Source organism: Xanthomonas sp. JAI131, assembly GCF_013410075.1.
In the GTDB taxonomy this organism is placed as follows: Bacteria; Pseudomonadota; Gammaproteobacteria; order Xanthomonadales; family Xanthomonadaceae; genus Xanthomonas_A; species Xanthomonas_A bonasiae.
Map to the genome: position 1 here is coordinate 1,572,953 of NZ_JACCCN010000001.1, position 17,330 is coordinate 1,590,282.

Genomic DNA, 17,330 nt, shown 5'->3' on the forward strand with positions numbered 1-17,330 from the left:
TGATGGCGCAATCCTGAACCCCGGCGCATCATACCGCAAGCCCCAGGTGAGCGACGGCCGCCCCCTGGACGCCGCTCTCCGCTTCAGGCGCCGCGGTCCAAACCCCGCCTCCACCTCCGGGCGCCCTCCCCGCCCGGGAATGCCGACCTAGGCCATGACCCGATAACAAGGCCGGTACTCACCGGAAATCTTCATCCGGCGCTGCTCGACGAAGGCGCGCAGCAGTTCATCCAGGGCCTGCATCATGTCCGCGTCGCCGTGGATCTCGAACGGGCCGTACTCCTCGATGCGGCGCATGCCGTCTTCCTTGACGTTGCCGGCGACGATGCCGGAGAAGGCGCGGCGCAGGTCCGCCGCCAACGCGTGCGGCGGGCGCCCGTGATGCAGGTCGAGCGCGGCCATCGCCTCGTGGCTTGGCACGAACGGACGCTGGTACTCCAGCGGGATGTCCACCGACCAGTTGAAGTAGAACGCGTCCTTCTGGTCCTTGCGGTACAGACGCACCTGCTGGATGCCCTCGGCCATCTTGCGCGCCACCGCGACCGGGTCGCCGACGATGATCTGGTAGCGGGAGGTGGCCGCCTCGCCCAGGGTCAGGCGCAGGAACCGGTCGATCTGCTCGAAGTACGGCGCGGCGATGGTCGGGCCGGTCAGGATCAGCGGGAACGGCAGGCCACGATTCTCCTCGCGCAGCAGGATGCCGAGCAGGTACAGGATCTCCTCGGCGGTGCCGACACCGCCGGGAAACACGATGATGCCGTGGCCGATGCGGACGAAGGCCTCCAGGCGCTTCTCGATGTCCGGCATGATCACCAGATGGTTGACGATCGGGTTCGGCGACTCGGCGGCGATGATGCCCGGCTCGGTGATGCCGATGTAGCGGTTGTCGCGCTTGCGCTGCTTGGCATGGGCGATGGTGGCGCCCTTCATCGGCCCCTTCATCGCGCCCGGGCCGCAGCCGGTGCAGATGTCCAGCCCGCGCAGGCCCAGCTCGTAGCCGACCTGCTTGGTGTACAGGTACTCGTCGCGCGAAATGGAATGGCCGCCCCAGCACACCACCAGGTTCGGATCGGCCGGCTGCAGGATGCGCGCGTTGCGCAGCTGGCCGAACACGGCGCTGGTGATGCCTTCGCTGGAGTCGAGGTCGGCGGCCGATTCCGGACCGAGCTCGATGGCCATGTAGGCCAGGTCGCGGATCACGGCGAACAGCAGTTCGGCCACGCCGTTGATGATCTCCCCGTCCACGAACGCCATCGCCGGGGCGTTGAGCAGGTCGATGCGCACGCCGCGGTCGCGCTGCGCGACCTGGATGTCGAAATCGGGATAGAGATCGCGCGCGGCGCGCGGGTCGTCGGAGGCGCTGCCGCTGGTCAGTACCGCCAGCGCGCAGCGCCGCAGCAGTTCGTGCAGGCCGCCGCTGGAGGCATCGCGCAGGCGTGCCACTTCGGCGCGCGAAAGGATGTCCAGGCCGCCGCGCGGGTAGATCCGCGCGTCCACTACCGGCAGCGCCCGCGCCGCCGTATTGCTCGTCGTCATATCGGAATTCTTGTCGTTGTCGTCAACGGCGACTTTAGCGTCAGCCTCCGCAAAAGAAAACGGCCGGGTTGCCCCGGCCGTCTCTTGTTGCAGCTGTGTTCCGACGAATCAGAACTGGTAGCGGAAGCCCACTTGCAGCGACCACTGCGACACGCCCACGTTGAAGCCGTCGGCGTCCGAGTTGGCAGCGGTCGGCTGGCTGGTGCCGGTGTAGTTGTACACATACTGGCCGTTGTAGATGCCGGCCAGGCGTGCCACCGAGGCGTCGGCGTAGAAGCCGTAGTCCACGATGTGGCCCCAATCCTTGTTGATCAGGTTGCCCACATTCTGGATGTCCAGCCAGATCTGCGACTTGTGCCCCTTGTAGAAGCCCGGGAGCTCCTGGCTGATGCGCACGTCGAAGGTGTTCACGAAGCCGGAGCGGAAGCCGTTGGCCGGAGCGTAGCTGCCCGCGTACTTCGCCAGTTCCGGATGCGCGGCGAGCCATGCATTGAAGTTGGCGGCCATCGCGGCGTCCGGGGTGAACCGGCCGGCGCTGCTCACGCTGCCGAACAGCACGTCGCCGTTGGGAACGTAGAACAGGTCGTTGTAGGTACGGCCATCGCCATTGAAGTCGTTGGCGAAGACGTAGCTGAACGGACGGCCGCTGCGGCCTTCGTAGACCAGGCCGATGCGGGTTTCGTAGTCACCGAAGAACTTGTGCTTCCAGTCCAGCGAACCGCTGATGCGATCCTTGATCTCGTAGCGCGAGGTGGTTTCGGTGTTCGAGTTCACGTCGAAGGCGTACTGGTATGCCCAGCCCGAACTGGCGGTGGAACTGGTCAACGGGCCGACTTCGGTCGCATGCGTGTAGGTATAGCCCAGGGTCCAGGACCAGTCGCTGCTTTCGCTGAACGGCTTGGTCAGCGAGACGGTGAACTGCGAGGTCTTGCCCTTGTCGGTGTTGTCGATCAGATAGATGGAATCGTACCTGCTGTAGCGGCCGTAGCGGCTGGCGGCCGAATTGCTGCCGGTTTCAGCAGAAGTCCAGCTGACCTTGGCCGGGTTCCAGTACAAGGTGCGGCCGTCCGGACCGGTATAGCCAGGTCCCAGGTTCAGCGACTGGTAGTACAGGCCGTCCTTGACCTTGGTCACCAGCAACTCGGCCGACGCGACGATGCCGTACCACGGCAGTTCGCTGTCGATGGCCAGGTTCGCCTTCCACAGCGACGGCTGCTTGAAGTCGTTGCCGACGAAGTTGACGCTCTGCAGCGCCGAGCCCGGCGCGGTCGGGGTCGGCTGGTTCAGGCCATCCGGCGAGAACGGCACGGCCGGGCTGTAGGTGGTCTGGTTGTACGAGGTGTAGTTCAGACCGGTGTTGGAGTAGCTGTTGCCGATCCACACCTGCGGGGAGTCGCCCTGGAACAGGCCCACGCCACCGCGCAGCTGCATCGGGCGCTCGCTGTCGAAGGTGTAGTTGAAGCCGACGCGCGGCTGGATCAGGAAGTCGCCGTTGAAGAGCTTGCTGTTGTTGTAGCCGAAGGTGCTCGACGCGGCGGCGTTGTAGGTCGGCGACGGGCTGGTGTCCGGACGGTCGCCGCGCAGGCCCAGGGTCAGGGTCAGGTTGCTGTTGACGTACCAGGTATCCTGCACGAACAGGCCGAGGCTGTTGTACTTGTAGTCGGCCGGAATCGAGCCGGGCGAGGTCTCGGCAGCCAGGCGATAGCTGGACCAGGTGCCGGCGGCGAAGTTGTCCAGGCCCTGGAAGACATAGCTGCCCCAGCCGTTCTGGGCGAAGTAGTTATAGATCTCGTTGGTGCTGTAGTCCACGCCGAACTTCAGGTCGTGGTCGCCCAGCGTCCAGGTACCGGCACCGTAGTAGTTCCAGGTCTTGGTCGTCAGGATGTTGTTCTGCGAGCTCAGCTCGGTACCGAGATACAACGAGTCGGTGCCCTGCTGGATCTGGATGCTTGGCGCGGTGGTCGGAGTGTTGCGAATGGCCGAGTAGTCGCGGTAGGACACCTTGAACTCGGTCGAGAAGTTGTCGCTCCAGTCGGAGAACAGCTGGCCGACGTAGCTCTCGATCGACTTGTCGTGCTGGTACCAGTACGAGCTCAGCGAAACCGAGCTGCTGGCCATGCCGTTGATGCGCAGCTTGCTCTGGTCGAGCTTGCTGTAACGGAGGCTGGCGCGGTGCTGGTCGTTGATGTTCCAGTCCAGCTTCAGCGCGTACTCTTCGAGGTCGGTGTTGCCGTTGCTGTTCAACGAGCCGGCGTCGATGCCGTAGTTCTGGGCGATCTGCTGGGCGCGGGCGATGTAGGCGTCATTGATGACCGCATTGGCCTTGCCGTACGCGGTGCTGGCCAGGTCGGCGCCCGGAGCGCCCTGCTCGAACTTCTCGTAGTTGGCGAAGAAGAACAGCTTGTCCTTGATGACCGGACCACCCAGGGTCATGCCGTAGGTCTTTTCCTTGGTGAAGCCGTTGAACGGGGTACCGTCCGGGTTGTCGCCGAACCAGTCGCCGTCGCGATAGCTGCCATACACCGAACCGTGGAATTCGTTGGTACCGGACTTGGTCACGGCATTGACGGTGGCGCCGGCGGCGCTGGCGATGCTGACGTCGTAGTTCGACAGGTTGATGTCGAGGGCTTCGATGGCTTCCATCGACACCGGCTGGCGACGGGTCGCCATGTTGTTGCCTTCCAGGCCGAAGGTGTCGCTCGCGGCCACGCCGTCGATGTTGATCGAGTTGTAGCGCGGGTTCAGGCCGCCGGCGGAGATGGAGCCCGAGGCGCGGTCAACGAAGGCCACGCGCGGATCGAGGCGCATGTAATCCTGGATGTTGCCGTTGATCGACGGCAGCGCCGTGATCGTTTCCTGGCTGATCTGGGTACCCGAGCCGGTGTTGGTGGCGCGGAACACTTCCGAACCGCCGGCCACGGCAACGGCATTGACCGTCTCCAGTGTGGTCAAGTCGCCGGTCAGCGCCGCATTGACGCTGGCGGTCTGGTTGACGCCCAGGAAGACGCCGTCTTCGGTCTTGGTGCCTTCGCCGGGCTTGGTGATGGTGATGGTGTACGGGCCACCGACGCGCAGGCCGCGCGCGTTGTAGCGACCGCTGGCGTCCGTGGTGGCGCGGCTGACCGTTCCCGATTCGACGTGGGTGATGGTCACGTCGGCGCCCATCACCGGCTGGCCGTCGTGGGTGACCAGACCGCCGACGCCGGCGGAGGTGCTCTGGGCGAACACGGGGGCGGCGGCGAGCGCAGCAACGAGGCCAAGGGTGAGCTTGGACATCCGGAGACGGCGGGGTTGAGTCATTGCAATAGCCTCGATGGAGTTTGGCGAAATGCGCATAGCTAGCCGTCCTGGTGCGCGCACGGCAGCGGAATGTGGGTTCATGCCCCCTTGCTGGATCCCCCGCAAGGGTTAACGTGAGTTTAACACCATAGGGCCGTTTTGTTGCCAAAACGTGACAAGCTGGCACAAACGGACATGACACGACATGGATCGCAGTTTCCTGGCAGCCATTGGTCATCGCGTGGCACCGGCGAGGACGCTCCCGGCCAGGCGTGGGCACGACTGGCATCCGGTCAGCCGCGGGCGCAGGTCGCGGCGGACAGGAAACGTCCGGCCATGTTTCGCTCAGGCACCGCTTGGGCAACCGCGAATGGCGGGGCCGGCGTCCACGCGGCAAAGGAGCTCCGGGCGCTGCGCGGCCCTAGCCCAGCCCGCGCTGCCCCGCCGCCGCCCTGACATCTGCGAGCACCGCGTCCGTATGCCGAATTTGTAGTTCCCCCAGGCGCAACAGGCCTCCCCAGCCCTGGCCCTGGCCCTGGCCCCAGCCCCAGCCCCAGCCCCAGCCCCAGCCCTGGCCCCAGCCCTGGCCCTGGCCCCAGCCCTGGCCCTGGCCCCAGCCCTGGCCCTGGCCCTGGCCCTGGCCCCAGCCCTGGCCCTGGCCCTGGCCCTGGCCCTGGCCCCAGCCCCAGCCCCAGCCCCAGCCCCAGCCCCAGCCCCAGCCCTGGCCCTGGCCCTGGCCCTGGCCCAGACCCAGACCCAGACCCAGACCCAGACCCGGAATCGGAATCGGAATCGGAATCGGAATCGAACGCCAAACCCCAACCCCACCGAAGGCAGGGCCTGGACGGCGCTCGCCTTCGACGAAGATGGCCGTAGCGCACACAGTTGCACCAACCCGGCGCGGCAATGACGAAAGCCCAAACGCAGACGGCCGGGGCTAGGCCCCGGCCGTCTGCATCGCTTCCGTTGTCCAGCCCCCAGGCGGGGCCTGGGCTTGCCTCAGAACGAGGCGCCGAAGGTCACCGCGAACGCGCGCGGTTCCAGCACGGAGTAGTACGGGGTGCCGGTGGACACCACGTCCGGGTACTCGCTGGCGCCGGAGGCCGCCAGTACCTGCGTGGTGCTGGCCCAGGTGACGGCCTGTTTGTCGGTCAGGTTGTACAGATTGAGCTTGATCGACGGCTTCTTCAGCCAGCCCCAGTCGGCGAACGCGTAACCGGCATCGGCACCGAAGGTGGTGTAGCCCCCTACCCGTTCGGTATTCATGTAGTCGCCGTAACGCGAGCCGGAGTAACGGCCCTTCAGCGCGACCCAGAAGTCGCCGATGCTGTAGCTCAGGCGCAGGTTGGCCAGGTTCTTCGGCGTATTGGCCAACTGCTTGCCGCCGACCGCATAGTCGTAGGTGCCCTTGGAGGTCCCCACCGCCAGGGTGTCGCTCAGGATCTTGGCCTGGGTGTAGGTGTAGGAACCGTACAGTTTGAGATTGTCGGTGATGTTGTAGCTGGCTTCGCTGTTGAAGCCGCGCATGCGCACCTTGCCGATCGAGATGTAGGTGGTCAGCGCCGTGGTCTGGTCGTAGCTAGACATCTGCTTGTTGCTGTAATTGCTCTGGTACAGCATGGTCGACAGCGAGAAGCGGTCGCCGTAGTAGCGCCAGCCGAGGTCGTTGGTCCAGGCCGATTCCGGTTGCGGGATCTCCTGGGCCGCCGACAGGTTCAACGAAATCGAATTGGTCGCCGGCACGCGGAAGGTCTTGGCCACGCCGTAATAGAACTGGTTACGGCTGTCGGGCGCGTACTTGATGCCGAACGCCGGCAGCAGCTTGCTGTAGCTGTTGTCGAAGTCCACGCCGATCTCCTTGGCGGTATCCGGCCACTGGTAGTTGTGGCCCTTGCGCGTGGCATGGATCCAGGACACGCCGTAGTTGACCGCCCAGTCGTCGGCCGGGGTCCAGTTGTCCTGGATGAAGTACTTCTGCACGTCGGTGACGGTGTAGGTGCGGTAGCTCTGCTGCACCTGGCCATCGGCGTAGGTCAGGAAGCAATCGTCGCTGTCGGCCCACACGTCGCACGCCTCGCCGGTGCTCTGGTCGGTCTTGACGATGCTGTTGTTCTGGCTCTTGCGCGAACGGTCGTACCACAGGCCGTAGACCAGATTGTGGTCCATGCCGATGTCCTGGAAGAACTTGGCGACCACGCCCGGACGCACCGTACTGGAGTAGGAATAGGTGTAGTCGACGTCGCGGCTGCCGCTCACGCCGCTGGAGTAGCCATAGACGTTGCCGCTGCTGGTGGACGGGTATACCGACGCGGCGCTGGAACCGCCGCCCTTGCCCCACCACAGATACGGCACCACCGAAAGACGCAGGCTGTCGCTGAAGGTGAACTCGCCGTCCAGGCTGACCAGCAGGCTCTTGTAGGGGTTGCGCCGCAACTTCCAGTAGGACTGGTCGGCCGAGGTCGTGCCGCCGCCCCAGGTGTCGTTGTAGTCGTACTCGTAATCGCTCGCCAGTTGGGTCTTGCTGGCGGTGTTGTAGGAATAGTTGGACTGGCGGTTGTACTGGAACGAGGCGCTGATCGAGTTGCCAGGGCTGATGTCCCATACGCTCTTGCCGTCGATCTTGTTGACCGACATGTCGCCGTTGCCCTTCCACTTGTCGGCGCTGTTGGTCGAGAACGACACCCACGAGCGCACCGCGCCGGTATCGCCGGTGTTCACGCGCACGAAGGTGCGCCGATAGTCGTTGCTGCCGAAGCTCTGGGTGAAGTCCACGCCGAAGGTGTGGCTCGGGTCGATCGTCGACCAGGCGATCTGGCCGCCGGTGGCGCCCATCTCCGGCTGGTCCACGTTGGGCGTGCCCTGGGTCACGGTGATGTCGTTGTAGTTCTCGGCATCGCCGTATTCGGTGGCGTAGACCGAGTAGCTGCCGCTGTCGGTCACCGGCGCGCCGTTGACGGTGACGCCGATCGCCGAGGAGTCGAAGCCGCGCAGGCTGTAGTTGCCGTTGTTGAGTCCGGTCACGTCGCTGGTGGCGGCGTCCACGCCCGGGATCGCATCGATCATCTGGGTGAAGTTACTGCCGCCGGACGCCTGCGCGATGGCCTCGCGGGTCACCGTGGAAATCGCCTTGCTGGCGGTCTGCACGGTCATGTTGCCGCCGCCGAGCACGTAGCCGCTCTTGTCGGCATTGACGTTGACCTTGTCCAGCTGCTGCACGCGCTTGGTCTCGTAGGCAGCGGTGGTATTGGAGGTGCTGGAGGCCGTGACGCGCTGCTCGGCACTGTCGGTGCCGGCGTCCTGGGCCAGGGCCGCGTGCGCCGAAAGCGCGGTCGCCAGCGCCAGGGAAAGAGTGGAAATACGGTGTGCGGAACGGGACTTCATCGGGCAAACGCCTCTGTGGCTAACGTGGGAGCGGCAGAGAGCGGTGGAGCGACTGGCATGGACACGGCGCACGCGCGCCCACCGCTTCGGAAGGCGCTACGGTAGGCGGGCTATTTCGCCCGCGTATGCCTCGAGGGTTTACAAAAACTTAAGAAGACGCCACGCACCGACACGCGGCGGCACAAAAAAGCGCCGCAAATGTCATCGAATTGCCGCAAACGCCAGGGATGTCGCAGCGTTGGCGCGTAGCGACAGGCACGGCAAGGGCGCGGCGGCGTACGCGCGCAACATGGCGCGCGCGTACGCTCAGCCGGCGACGGGCAGCTTCAGATAGGCGCTGAGGCCGTCCAGGAACATCTGCACCGAGATCGCCACCAGCAACATGCCCATCAGCCGCTCGACCGCGATCAGCACGCGCATGCCGAGCAGCTTGTACAGCAGCGTGCCGGAGAACAGCAGCGCCGAGGTGCCGATCCAGGCCAGGATCAGCGCCAGGCTCCATTCGCCAAGGCGGGTGGGCTCGTTGCTGCCCATCAGCATCACCGCGGCCATGCCCGAGGGACCGGCCACCAGCGGAATCGCCAGCGGCACGATGAACGGCTCGCCGTCGGGAATCTCGCCCATCAGCCCTTCCGGGCGCGGGAAGATCATGCGGATGCCGATCAGGAACAGCACGATGCCGCCGGCGATCGCCACCGATTCCTGGCGCAGGTGCATCACTTCCAGCGCGTACTTGCCGCCCCACAGGAATGCCATCAGCACGCCCAGCGCGATCAGCAGCTCGCGCGCCAGCACCACGCGCTGGCGCTTGGCCGGCAGCGGCTTGAGCACGCTGAGGAACACCGGGATGTTGCCCAGCGGGTCGAGGATCAGGAACAGCAGCAATGCTGCCGACAGGATGGTCATGCCAGGGGATTCCAGATCGCGCCGCGGTGCGCGGCGCCGGCGGACGACAGCAGTTCCACGCAGGCGGCGGCGTAGTGCGCCGGATCGACCGCGTCGAGGTCTTCCTGGTGGGTGTAGGCGCGTGCGCGCAGCGCGGTGCGCATCGGTCCGGGTTGCAATCCGGCCACGCGCACCGTCGAGGCGGCCAGTTCGCCGTGCAGGGTCGCCAGCAGGCCGCGGCGGCCATGCTGGGCCACGCCGTAGCCGCCCCAGTAGGCCTGGCCGACGCGCGCCGGGTCGTCGAGCGCGAACACGATCGCCGCGTCCGGCGCCTGCTTCAGCAGCGGCAGGCAGGCCTGGGTCAGCCAGCCCGGGGCGGTCAGGTTGACGTGGATGGCGCGCGCGAATTGCGCCGGGTCGGCGTGCTCGAACGGGGTCAGTCCGACGAAATCGGCGGCGCAGTGCAGCACCCCGTCCAGCCGCCCGAGTTCGGCCTGCAGCCGTTCGGCCAGCGTCGCATAGTCTTCCGGCGTGGCGCCGAGCAGGTCCAGCGGATACAGCAGCGGCTGCGCGCCGACGGCGGCGATCGCGTCGTAGACCCGGTTCAAACGGGCCGGCTTGTGCCCGAGCAACACCACCGTGGCGCCGGCCTGGGCGCAGGCCATTGCCGCGGCGCTGCCCAGCCCGCCGGCGGCGCCGCACACCAGCACCACGCGCTGCGCCAGCGCGCCCGCGTGCGGCGTCGGCTCCGCTGTCACGGCTGGTAGGCCTCGGCCACGATGCGCTGCAACTCGCCGGATTCGAACAGTTCCATGGTGATGTCGCAGCCGCCGATCAGTTCGCCATGGATGAACAGCTGCGGGAACGTCGGCCAGTTCGAATAGCGCGGCAGATTGGCGCGGATCTCCGGTTCGTCGAGCACGTTGACGGTGTGCAGCCGGTCGGCGCCGGCGGCCAACAGGGCCTGCAGCGCGCGACTGGAAAAGCCGCACATCGGGTACTGCGGTGTGCCCTTCATGAACAACACGATGGGGTGGTGTTCGACGTCGGCCTGGATGCGCTCCATCACCTGCATGGGGGATTTCTCCTGCTGGGGCGAAAAAACGGACCTCGGCGGTCGGCTAGACTTTCGCGTAGCCGCATAGTGTAAGCCCTGCGCACGGCAGTACCGAAACGCGCGCCCCCGAAACCGCTCCCGAGGATCCATGGCCATCGAACTCGCTCCCCTGCCGTACGACCGCGCGGCGCTGGCGCCGCACCTGTCCGCCGAGACCGTGGACCAGCACCATGGCCGGCACCAGCGCGCGCTGGTCGAACGCCTCAACGCGCAGATCGCCGGCAGCGAATTCGCCGACCTGCCGTTGCAGGACCTGGTGCGCCGCAGCCAGGGCCGCCTGTTCCAGCACGCGGCCGAGGTCTGGAACCACGAATTCTACTGGCGCGGGCTACGTCCGCGCGGCGGCGGCGAGCCGGGCGGCGAGCTGGCCGAGCGCATCGCCAGGAGCTTCGGCGACGTCGCCCGCTTCAAGGCCGAGTTCGAACGCATGGCGCTGGCCGTGTTCGGCTCGGGCTGGGTCTGGCTGGTGCAGCGCCCGGACGCCACGCTGGCATTGCTCGCCACGGTCAACGCCGGCTCGCCGCTGACCGGCGAGGACCTCCCGTTGCTGGCCTGCGACCTGTGGGAGCACGCCTACTACATCGATTACCGCGGCGACCGTGCGCGCTACCTGGAAGCGTTCTGGAAGCTGGTGAACTGGGAGTTCGTGGCGGCGAATATGCGGTGAGGCCGGGATTGGGGATGACCAGCCTGCGGCTGTTGTAAAGCGCTTCGGGATTCGGGATGAACGGCCTGCGGCCGTGGTGAAGCGCTCCGGGATTCGACGAATGACGGCTGACGCGTAGTCGCGCGTGGCGCTGGCGCCCTTTCGGGCCACGCCCAGGCGCGGGGCCTGGGCGCGGCACCCTCGGCCCGCTCAACCCTGCGCGCGCAGGGTCTCGATCACCGGCGCGACCTGGTCGCCGCGCTGCAACTGCGCGCCGACCGTCTGCAGCGCCTGCGCCAAGGCGGCCGGCGTGTCCTCGCGCAGCGTGGCGTGGCCGACCTTGCGGCCCTCGCGCGCGTCCTTGCCGTAGTCGTGCCAATGCCCACCGGGCTGCGCCAGCACCGGCACGGCGTCGGGCATCTGCCCGATCCAGTTGAGCATGCAGGCATGGCCGAGCATGCGCGTGGACCCCAGCGGCAGGCCCAGCACCGCGCGCAGGTGGTTCTCGAACTGCGAGGTCTCCGCGCCTTCGATGGTCCAGTGGCCGGAGTTGTGCACCCGCGGCGCCATCTCGTTGGCGAGCAGTTCGCCGTCGCGGCAGAACAGTTCCAGCGCGAACACGCCCACGTACTGCAGGCGCTCGGCCAACGCCTGCGCGTGGGCGATGGCGGCCCGCTCCAGCGCGGCATCGGCCTGCGCCGGGGCCAGGCTGGCCGACAGCACCCCCTGCACATGCCAGTTCTCGGTCAGCGGCCAGGTGCGGAACTCGCCGTCGCGGCCGCGTACCGCGACCACGCTGATCTCGCGCTGGAACGGCACGAAGGCTTCCACGATCAGGCCCACGCTGGCCGCCTGCGCGCCCAGCGCGGCCCACGCCGCATCGGCATCGGCCGCGGACTTGATCCGGAACTGGCCCTTGCCGTCGTAGCCCAGGCGCCGGGTCTTGAGAATGCACGGGGTGCCGACCTGCGCCAGCGCCGCGTCCAGTTCGGCGCGGCTGCCGATCGCAGCGAAATCGGGCACCGGGATGCCCAGTTCGCGGAACAGGGTCTTTTCGGCCAGCCGATCCTGCGCCACCGCCAGCGCGCGCGGGTTCGGGAACACCGGCACCTGCCCGGCCAGCCATTCGGCGCTGGCCGCCGGCACGTTCTCGAAATCGAAGGTGGCTACATCGACCCTGGCCGCGAACGCGGCCAGCGCCGCCTCGTCGCGGTAGTCGCCGACCTGCAGCGGCGCGACCTGCCCGGCGCAGGCGTCGGCCACCGTATCCAGCATCACGAAGCGCAGGCCCAGCGGCGCACCGGCCACGGCCATCATCCGCGCCAGCTGGCCGCCGCCCAGGATTCCGACAGTGGTGCTCATTGGCGCGGGTCGTCCTTGGCCATCACCTCGTCGGTCTGGCGCTGGCGGAAATCGTCCAGCGCGGCGGCGATGTCGGCGTGTTCGGCGGCGAGCATCGCCGCGGCGAACAGCGCGGCATTGGCCGCACCGGCGTTGCCGATCGCGAACGTGGCCACCGGGATGCCGGCCGGCATCTGCACGATCGACAGCAGCGAATCCAGGCCGTTCAGCGCCTTGGACTGCACCGGCACGCCGAGCACCGGCACCGCGGTCTTGGCCGCGAGCATGCCCGGCAGGTGCGCGGCGCCGCCGGCGCCGGCCACGATCGCGCGCAGGCCGCGGGTGGAGGCCGCTTCGGCATAGGCGAACAGCACGTCCGGGGTGCGGTGCGCGGACACCACCTTCACTTCATAGGGCACGCCCAGCGCATCGAGTTTCTGCGCCGCATGCTGCATGGTCTCCCAGTCGGAGCGGGAACCCATCACGATGCCGACGAGCGGCGCGGTTTGCTTGGAGGTCATGGCCGTCCCCTGCCTTAAAGACGTATTCTAGCCGTCTTCCACGCAAGACGAAGACCGGATGGATCGCAAACTGCTCGACCTGCTGTGCTCGCCCGACACCCGCCAACCGCTGGCCCTGCTGGATGCGCGCGGCCTGGAGGCGCTGAACCGCGCCATCGCCGCCGGCGGCGTGCAGCGCGCCGACGGCAGCCCGCAGGCGCAAGCGCTGCGCGAGGCGCTGATCACCCGCGACCGCAAGCAGCTGTTCCGCGTCGACGACGGCATCCCGGTGCTGTTGGCCGAAGAAGCGATCGGCACCGCCCAGCTCGCCGACTTCCCCGGCAAATGAGCGGCGCCGCGGCGCCGCTGCAGCCGCCGGCGCAGGCATCGATCGACGCCGACGTGGCACGCGCGCTGGCCGAGGACATCGGCAGCGGCGACGTCACCGCCGCGCTGCTGCCCGACCGCACCGACAGCGCCTACCTGCTGTGCAAGCAGGACGCGGTGATCGCCGGCCGGCCCTGGTTCGACGCCTGCCACCGCGCGCTCGACCCGCAGGTGCGGATCGACTGGCGCATCGCCGAAGGCGAACGCGTCGCCGCCGGCACCGTGCTGGCGCTGCTGCACGGGCGCAGCCGCGCGCTGGTCAGCGCCGAGCGCGCCTCGCTGAACTTCCTGCAGACCCTGTCCGCGACCGCGACCGCCACCGCCGCCTACGTGGCCGCGGTCGCCGGCACCGGCGCGCGCATCCTCGACACGCGCAAGACCCTGCCCGGCCTGCGCCTGGCGCAGAAGTACGCGGTGCGTTGCGGCGGCGGCAGCAACCACCGCTTCGGCCTGTACGACACGGTGATGCTGAAGGAAAACCACATCCACGCCGCCGGCTCGCTGAGCGCGGCGGTGCAGGCCGCGCGCGCGCAATGGCCGGACCTGCCGCTGGTGGTCGAGGTGGAGACGCTGGCGCAACTGCGCGAAGCCCTGACGGTGGGCTGCGACCGCATCCTGATCGACGACTTCGATGCGGCGCAGCGCCGCGAAGCGGTGGCGATCGCCGCGGCCGCGCCGTTCCACCGCGCGATCCCGCTGGAGGTGTCCGGCGGCGTCGACCTGGACGGCGTGCGCGCGATCGCCGCCGACGGCGTGGACTGCATCTCCATCGGCGCGCTGACCAAGCACGTGCAGGCGGTGGATCTGTCGCTGAAGCTGGGCCCGCCGCCGCACTGACTTCACGGCCACGGCCGCGCCGCTCTGCGACGCTGCACGCATCCCCCTATTCACCGAGTTCGCCGATGGCCCGCCCCTGGTTCGCGTTGTTGTGTGCCGCCGCCCTGTTTCCCGCCGGCCGCGCGGCCGCCGCGGAGGTGTGCGACCTGCCGCCGCGCTTCGGCCTGACGCCCGCCGCCGTCGCCATCGTGCGCACCGCCTGCAACGAGCATCGCCTGTGGTGGCGGCCGTTCATCGATCGCGACGGCCGGCTCGCCGGCCTGCGCGTGACCGAGGCCGAGCGCAGCTATCTCGCCGATCACGGCATCGAAGCCTGGCAGCGCGTGGCCGCCTATTGGCGCGACAGCGGCACGCTGGGCGCGATGGGCGGCAGCGACGGCGCCGCCAGCTGCCAGCAGCTGGACGGCTCGCGCTACCGGCAAGCGGACTGCCGCGCGTTCATCGTCGACAACCCGTGGTCGGCGGCGTTCGTGTCCTGGGTGATGGTGCGCGCCGGCGTCGGCGGCTTCCGCACCTCGGTGCGGCACATCGACTACATCCGCGCCGCCTACCAGGCCGGTGCCGACGGCCTGCCCTACCGTTACGCCGACCCGCAGCAGGACAAGCCCGCACCGGGCGACCTGCTGTGCTTCCTGCGCGGGCGCAAGCAACCGCTGGGCGCGGCCGGGCTGCGCGAGGCGCTGGCGCGCGGCGGCGCGCTGCCGTGGGAGTCGCATTGCGACATCGTGGTCGCGGCCAACGTCGGCGGCGACCACACGCTGTACCTGATCGGCGGCAACGTGCTCAACGCGGTGACCATGCGCAAGCTGCCGCTGGACCGCGCCGGCCGCCTGCAGCTGGAGGCGCCATTGGCGCAGGACCAGGCCGGCGACGACGGCGCCGGCCTGGAGTGCACGCCCGGCCGCGAAGAGCTGTGCGACTTCAATCGCCAGGACTGGGCGGCGCTGCTGCAGCTGCAACCGCAGGCGCAGTTGCAGCCGCCGGTGACGCCGGGCGTCGTTCCCGCCGTGGATCCGGCCGCGCCGCCGGCCACCGCGCCGATGGTGCCACCGCCGGCATCCGGCACGGTGCCAGCCGCACCGGCCGTACCGACCGCACCGTCCCCCGCAGCGGCGACACCGGGGGCACAACCGTCGGCGACCGAACCGCTGCTGGAACGCTAGCGTTTTATCGAACGCTTGCGGCCTTCAGGATCCGTACCGGCTCGCCTCGATCCATCGGTCGCAGCAGGCTTTGTCGGTGAGGCCTGTCGCGACTGAAGTCGCTCCCACAAGAGGCCTTGAGTCGCACACGAAAACGTCGCGCTCGCGATCGGCGCACCTTCGAATCCCAGCCACGGCCCCGGCCACGACCCCAGCCCAGCCCCGGCCCCGGCTTCGATTCCCGATTCCCGATTCCCGATTCCCGATTCCCGATTCCCGATTCCCGATTCCCGAGTCCCGAGTCCCGAGTCCCGAGTCCCGAGTCCCCAACCAAGCATTGCCGCTCCACCCCGCGTCTCGCTACAGTGACGCATGCCTAGCCTGATCCTGTTGATGATTGCCGGCGCCGCGGTGTTCGCGTTCTGGAACGCGTCGCGCGCCGCCGCCGAACGCGCCGAGAGCCTCGGCCGCAATGCCTGCAAGGCCGCCGATGTGCAGTGGCTGGACCAGAGCGTGCACGGCACCGGCCTGCGCCTGCGGCGCCTGCCCAGCGGCTGGCTCGGCTTCGAGCGGACCTTCCGCTTCGATTATTCCTACGATGGCATCGATCGCCACAGCGGTCGCCTGGTGCTGCTCGGCAATCAGCTGATCGCCTTCACCGGGCCCTCGGTGGCCACGGTGACGGCGCTGCACGAAGGCCGTGCGCCGCGCGAGTGAGGCGCTGCCTCGTCGTTCGCGAAGTCGTTCCGCAAGGGCTCTCGCAGGACAGACAAGATGTTCTGCACGCATGTCGGTCGCGCCTGAAGGCGCTCCTACAGCGTTTCGATCCAAACTGGCCTTGGCGCGCGTGAACCTTAGCGAATGGTGCGCAGCGCCTGGCGATGCGCGCGATCCGCCGGGCATCAATGCGCCAGCGGATCGGACGATCGCTCCGGCCACATGCGCGCCGGCGCGGGTCCGACGTCGCCGTTACTTCACCACGCGCAGATGCGGGCGCTTGCCGCCGGCGCCGTCGTCGGAACCGCTTGGGCGCGGCGGCGGGGTGTCGTCGCCCGGCGGCTCGGTGGCGCCGTGGATATCGTCCGGCAGCGCCATGCCCTGCCCGGTTTCGCGCGCGTACACCGCCAGCACCGCGGCCATCGGCACCTGCACCGGATAGCTGACACCGCCGAAGCGCGCAGTGAAGCTGACCCCGTCGTTGTCGATCTGCAACCGCACCACCGCGCGTTCGGCGATGTTGAGCACCACCCGGCCGTCCTTGACCGCGCTCGGCGGCACCTGCACGTTGGGCAGGCCCGCATCCACCAGGATGTGCGGGGTCATGCCGTTGTCGTTGATCCACTCCACCAGCGCCCGCAACAGGTACGGGCGATGGCTGGTCATGCGGGAAATATCGTCGGTCATGCGCCAATTCTACGCGTCGGCACGCAATGGCGCCGGCGCAACGCGGGAAAAACCGGATGCGCCACGCGCGGCCGGAACATCAGGCCGGCAGGTCGCGCAGCTTCTTTTCCTGATCCGTCAGGCTGCGGATGAAACCGGGATTGCGGAAGATGCGGTTGCCGTAGTCCTCGATCGCCTTGCCGTCCTTGGGCAGCGGAATGTCCAGCGCCTGCAGACGCCAGATGATCGGCGCCATCGCGCAATCGGCCAGGCTCATTTCCGGATTGAGGAAGAACTTGCTGGCCTTGAACAGCGGCACCGACGCGGTCAGCAGCTCCTTGAGCCGCTTGCGCCCGGCCTCGGCCTGGGCCTTGTTGCCGAGCTGGATCGCCTGCACCTGCGGCACCCAGTCGTGCTCGATGCGCAGCATGGCCAGGCGCAGGCGCGCGCGCGACAACGGATCGACCGGCATCAGCGGCGGATGCGGATAGCGCTCGTCCAGGTATTCGCTGACCACGGAGGCCGCGTACAGCACCAGCTCGCGCTCCACCAGGGTCGGCACCGAGTGGTAGGGATTGAGATCGATCAGGTCTTCGGGAGGATTCTGCGGATCCACCGCCACGAAATCGTAGGTCACGCCCTTTGCGGCGAGCACCAGACGGACGCGGTGGCACAGCACATCATCCGTGGAAGAAAACAACGTCAAGGTATTTCGCATACGCACACTCGCCGCCATTCAAGGCTCTCCGACGACCGGAATCCGCCGGCCGCATCGATGCCGCCAACACCCTGCTGACGGTCATCACGGCCCCTGAGTGTGCAACCCTCGCTCGCAAAAGCCAATAGGATGAACAGGGGATCGGGTCAGCAACGATGCAGACAACGCGCCGGCACTG

At 68.0% G+C, this 17,330-nt stretch carries 16 protein-coding genes; 5 read left to right on the forward strand and 11 right to left on the reverse strand.

Going from position 1 to position 17,330, the window contains the following annotated elements; all coding sequences use genetic code 11:
- Positions 1-147: 147 nt before the first annotated feature.
- The 7 genes from ppnN to grxD form a co-directional block, all read right to left on the reverse strand.
- A complete protein-coding gene (gene ppnN / locus HDC36_RS06550; protein ID WP_179565428.1) occupies positions 148-1,536 on the reverse strand; it encodes a nucleotide 5'-monophosphate nucleosidase PpnN in 1,389 nt (462 codons plus the stop codon).
- A gap of 108 nt (positions 1,537-1,644) precedes the next feature.
- Positions 1,645-4,812: a TonB-dependent receptor gene (locus tag HDC36_RS06555; RefSeq protein ID WP_179565429.1), complete on the reverse strand. Its 3,168-nt coding sequence runs from the start codon at positions 4,810-4,812 to the stop codon at positions 1,645-1,647.
- 424 nt (positions 4,813-5,236) lie between these two features.
- Positions 5,237-5,698 (reverse strand): hypothetical protein, encoded by a 462-nt coding sequence (locus tag HDC36_RS06560; protein ID WP_179565430.1) that lies wholly within the window; start codon positions 5,696-5,698, stop codon positions 5,237-5,239.
- Positions 5,699-5,814: 116 nt separating this feature from the next.
- Complete coding sequence (locus HDC36_RS06565) at positions 5,815-8,196, reverse strand: TonB-dependent receptor (protein ID WP_179565431.1); 2,382 nt, start codon at positions 8,194-8,196, stop codon at positions 5,815-5,817.
- A 306-nt stretch (positions 8,197-8,502) separates the two neighbouring features.
- Positions 8,503-9,102 carry a MarC family protein gene (locus HDC36_RS06570; protein WP_179565433.1) on the reverse strand — a complete coding sequence of 200 codons (600 nt, stop codon included), beginning with the start codon at positions 9,100-9,102 and terminating at the stop codon, positions 8,503-8,505.
- Positions 9,099-9,839 carry an SDR family NAD(P)-dependent oxidoreductase gene (locus HDC36_RS06575; protein WP_179565435.1) on the reverse strand — a complete coding sequence of 247 codons (741 nt, stop codon included), beginning with the start codon at positions 9,837-9,839 and terminating at the stop codon, positions 9,099-9,101. The genes HDC36_RS06570 and HDC36_RS06575 overlap by 4 nt, the downstream gene beginning before the upstream one ends.
- Complete coding sequence (gene grxD, locus HDC36_RS06580) at positions 9,836-10,156, reverse strand: Grx4 family monothiol glutaredoxin (protein ID WP_179565437.1); 321 nt, start codon at positions 10,154-10,156, stop codon at positions 9,836-9,838. The genes HDC36_RS06575 and grxD overlap by 4 nt, the downstream gene beginning before the upstream one ends.
- Positions 10,157-10,286: 130 nt before the next feature.
- Here grxD and HDC36_RS06585 point away from each other — a divergent pair, with 130 nt between their 5' ends.
- On the forward strand, positions 10,287-10,865 hold the full coding sequence (locus tag HDC36_RS06585) for a Fe-Mn family superoxide dismutase (RefSeq protein ID WP_179565439.1): 579 nt from the start codon (positions 10,287-10,289) through the stop codon (positions 10,863-10,865).
- Between the two features lie 189 nt (positions 10,866-11,054).
- Here HDC36_RS06585 and HDC36_RS06590 read toward each other — a convergent pair whose 3' ends face one another.
- Positions 11,055-12,206 (reverse strand): 5-(carboxyamino)imidazole ribonucleotide synthase, encoded by a 1,152-nt coding sequence (locus HDC36_RS06590; RefSeq protein WP_179565441.1) that lies wholly within the window; start codon positions 12,204-12,206, stop codon positions 11,055-11,057.
- Positions 12,203-12,706 (reverse strand): 5-(carboxyamino)imidazole ribonucleotide mutase, encoded by a 504-nt coding sequence (purE, locus tag HDC36_RS06595; protein ID WP_179565443.1) that lies wholly within the window; start codon positions 12,704-12,706, stop codon positions 12,203-12,205. Before purE ends, HDC36_RS06590 begins: the two co-directional genes overlap by 4 nt.
- A 58-nt stretch (positions 12,707-12,764) precedes the next feature.
- Between purE and HDC36_RS06600 the strand changes: the two genes are divergently transcribed.
- The 4 genes from HDC36_RS06600 (at position 12,765) to HDC36_RS06615 (ending at position 15,768) form a co-directional block, all read left to right on the forward strand.
- The gene (locus HDC36_RS06600; protein ID WP_039005221.1) at positions 12,765-13,034 is read left to right on the forward strand and encodes a Trm112 family protein; all 270 of its coding nucleotides are present in this window, start codon (positions 12,765-12,767) and stop codon (positions 13,032-13,034) included.
- Positions 13,031-13,909, forward strand: a complete 879-nt coding sequence (gene nadC / locus HDC36_RS06605; RefSeq protein ID WP_179565445.1) for a carboxylating nicotinate-nucleotide diphosphorylase — start codon at positions 13,031-13,033, stop codon at positions 13,907-13,909. The genes HDC36_RS06600 and nadC overlap by 4 nt, the downstream gene beginning before the upstream one ends.
- Positions 13,910-13,974: 65 nt before the next feature.
- Positions 13,975-15,072: a DUF2272 domain-containing protein gene (locus tag HDC36_RS06610; protein WP_179565447.1), complete on the forward strand. Its 1,098-nt coding sequence runs from the start codon at positions 13,975-13,977 to the stop codon at positions 15,070-15,072.
- 351 nt (positions 15,073-15,423) lie between these two features.
- Positions 15,424-15,768: a DUF3301 domain-containing protein gene (locus HDC36_RS06615; RefSeq protein WP_179565449.1), complete on the forward strand. Its 345-nt coding sequence runs from the start codon at positions 15,424-15,426 to the stop codon at positions 15,766-15,768.
- 252 nt (positions 15,769-16,020) lie between these two features.
- On the opposite strand, the gene HDC36_RS06620 is transcribed toward HDC36_RS06615, so the two are convergent.
- Complete coding sequence (locus HDC36_RS06620) at positions 16,021-16,455, reverse strand: ClpXP protease specificity-enhancing factor (protein WP_179565451.1); 435 nt, start codon at positions 16,453-16,455, stop codon at positions 16,021-16,023.
- A gap of 79 nt (positions 16,456-16,534) precedes the next feature.
- A complete protein-coding gene (locus tag HDC36_RS06625; protein ID WP_009598113.1) occupies positions 16,535-17,170 on the reverse strand; it encodes a glutathione S-transferase N-terminal domain-containing protein in 636 nt (211 codons plus the stop codon).
- Between the last annotated feature and the right edge of the window lie 160 nt (positions 17,171-17,330).

Bases quoted from the DNA above. Each gene is read 5' to 3' on its own strand.
- ppnN (WP_179565428.1), bottom strand. From the start codon at position 1,536: ATGACGACGAGCAATACGGCGGCGCGGGCGCTGCCGGTAGTGGACGCG.
- HDC36_RS06555 (WP_179565429.1), bottom strand. From the start codon at position 4,812: ATGTCCAAGCTCACCCTTGGCCTCGTTGCTGCGCTCGCCGCCGCCCCC.
- HDC36_RS06565 (WP_179565431.1), bottom strand. From the start codon at position 8,196: ATGAAGTCCCGTTCCGCACACCGTATTTCCACTCTTTCCCTGGCGCTG.
- HDC36_RS06570 (WP_179565433.1), bottom strand. From the start codon at position 9,102: ATGACCATCCTGTCGGCAGCATTGCTGCTGTTCCTGATCCTCGACCCG.
- grxD (WP_179565437.1), bottom strand. From the start codon at position 10,156: ATGCAGGTGATGGAGCGCATCCAGGCCGACGTCGAACACCACCCCATC.
- HDC36_RS06585 (WP_179565439.1), top strand. From the start codon at position 10,287: ATGGCCATCGAACTCGCTCCCCTGCCGTACGACCGCGCGGCGCTGGCG.
- HDC36_RS06590 (WP_179565441.1), bottom strand. From the start codon at position 12,206: ATGAGCACCACTGTCGGAATCCTGGGCGGCGGCCAGCTGGCGCGGATG.
- purE (WP_179565443.1), bottom strand. From the start codon at position 12,706: ATGACCTCCAAGCAAACCGCGCCGCTCGTCGGCATCGTGATGGGTTCC.
- HDC36_RS06600 (WP_039005221.1), top strand. From the start codon at position 12,765: ATGGATCGCAAACTGCTCGACCTGCTGTGCTCGCCCGACACCCGCCAA.
- nadC (WP_179565445.1), top strand. From the start codon at position 13,031: ATGAGCGGCGCCGCGGCGCCGCTGCAGCCGCCGGCGCAGGCATCGATC.
- HDC36_RS06610 (WP_179565447.1), top strand. From the start codon at position 13,975: ATGGCCCGCCCCTGGTTCGCGTTGTTGTGTGCCGCCGCCCTGTTTCCC.
- HDC36_RS06615 (WP_179565449.1), top strand. From the start codon at position 15,424: ATGCCTAGCCTGATCCTGTTGATGATTGCCGGCGCCGCGGTGTTCGCG.
- HDC36_RS06620 (WP_179565451.1), bottom strand. From the start codon at position 16,455: ATGACCGACGATATTTCCCGCATGACCAGCCATCGCCCGTACCTGTTG.
- HDC36_RS06625 (WP_009598113.1), bottom strand. From the start codon at position 17,170: ATGGCGGCGAGTGTGCGTATGCGAAATACCTTGACGTTGTTTTCTTCC.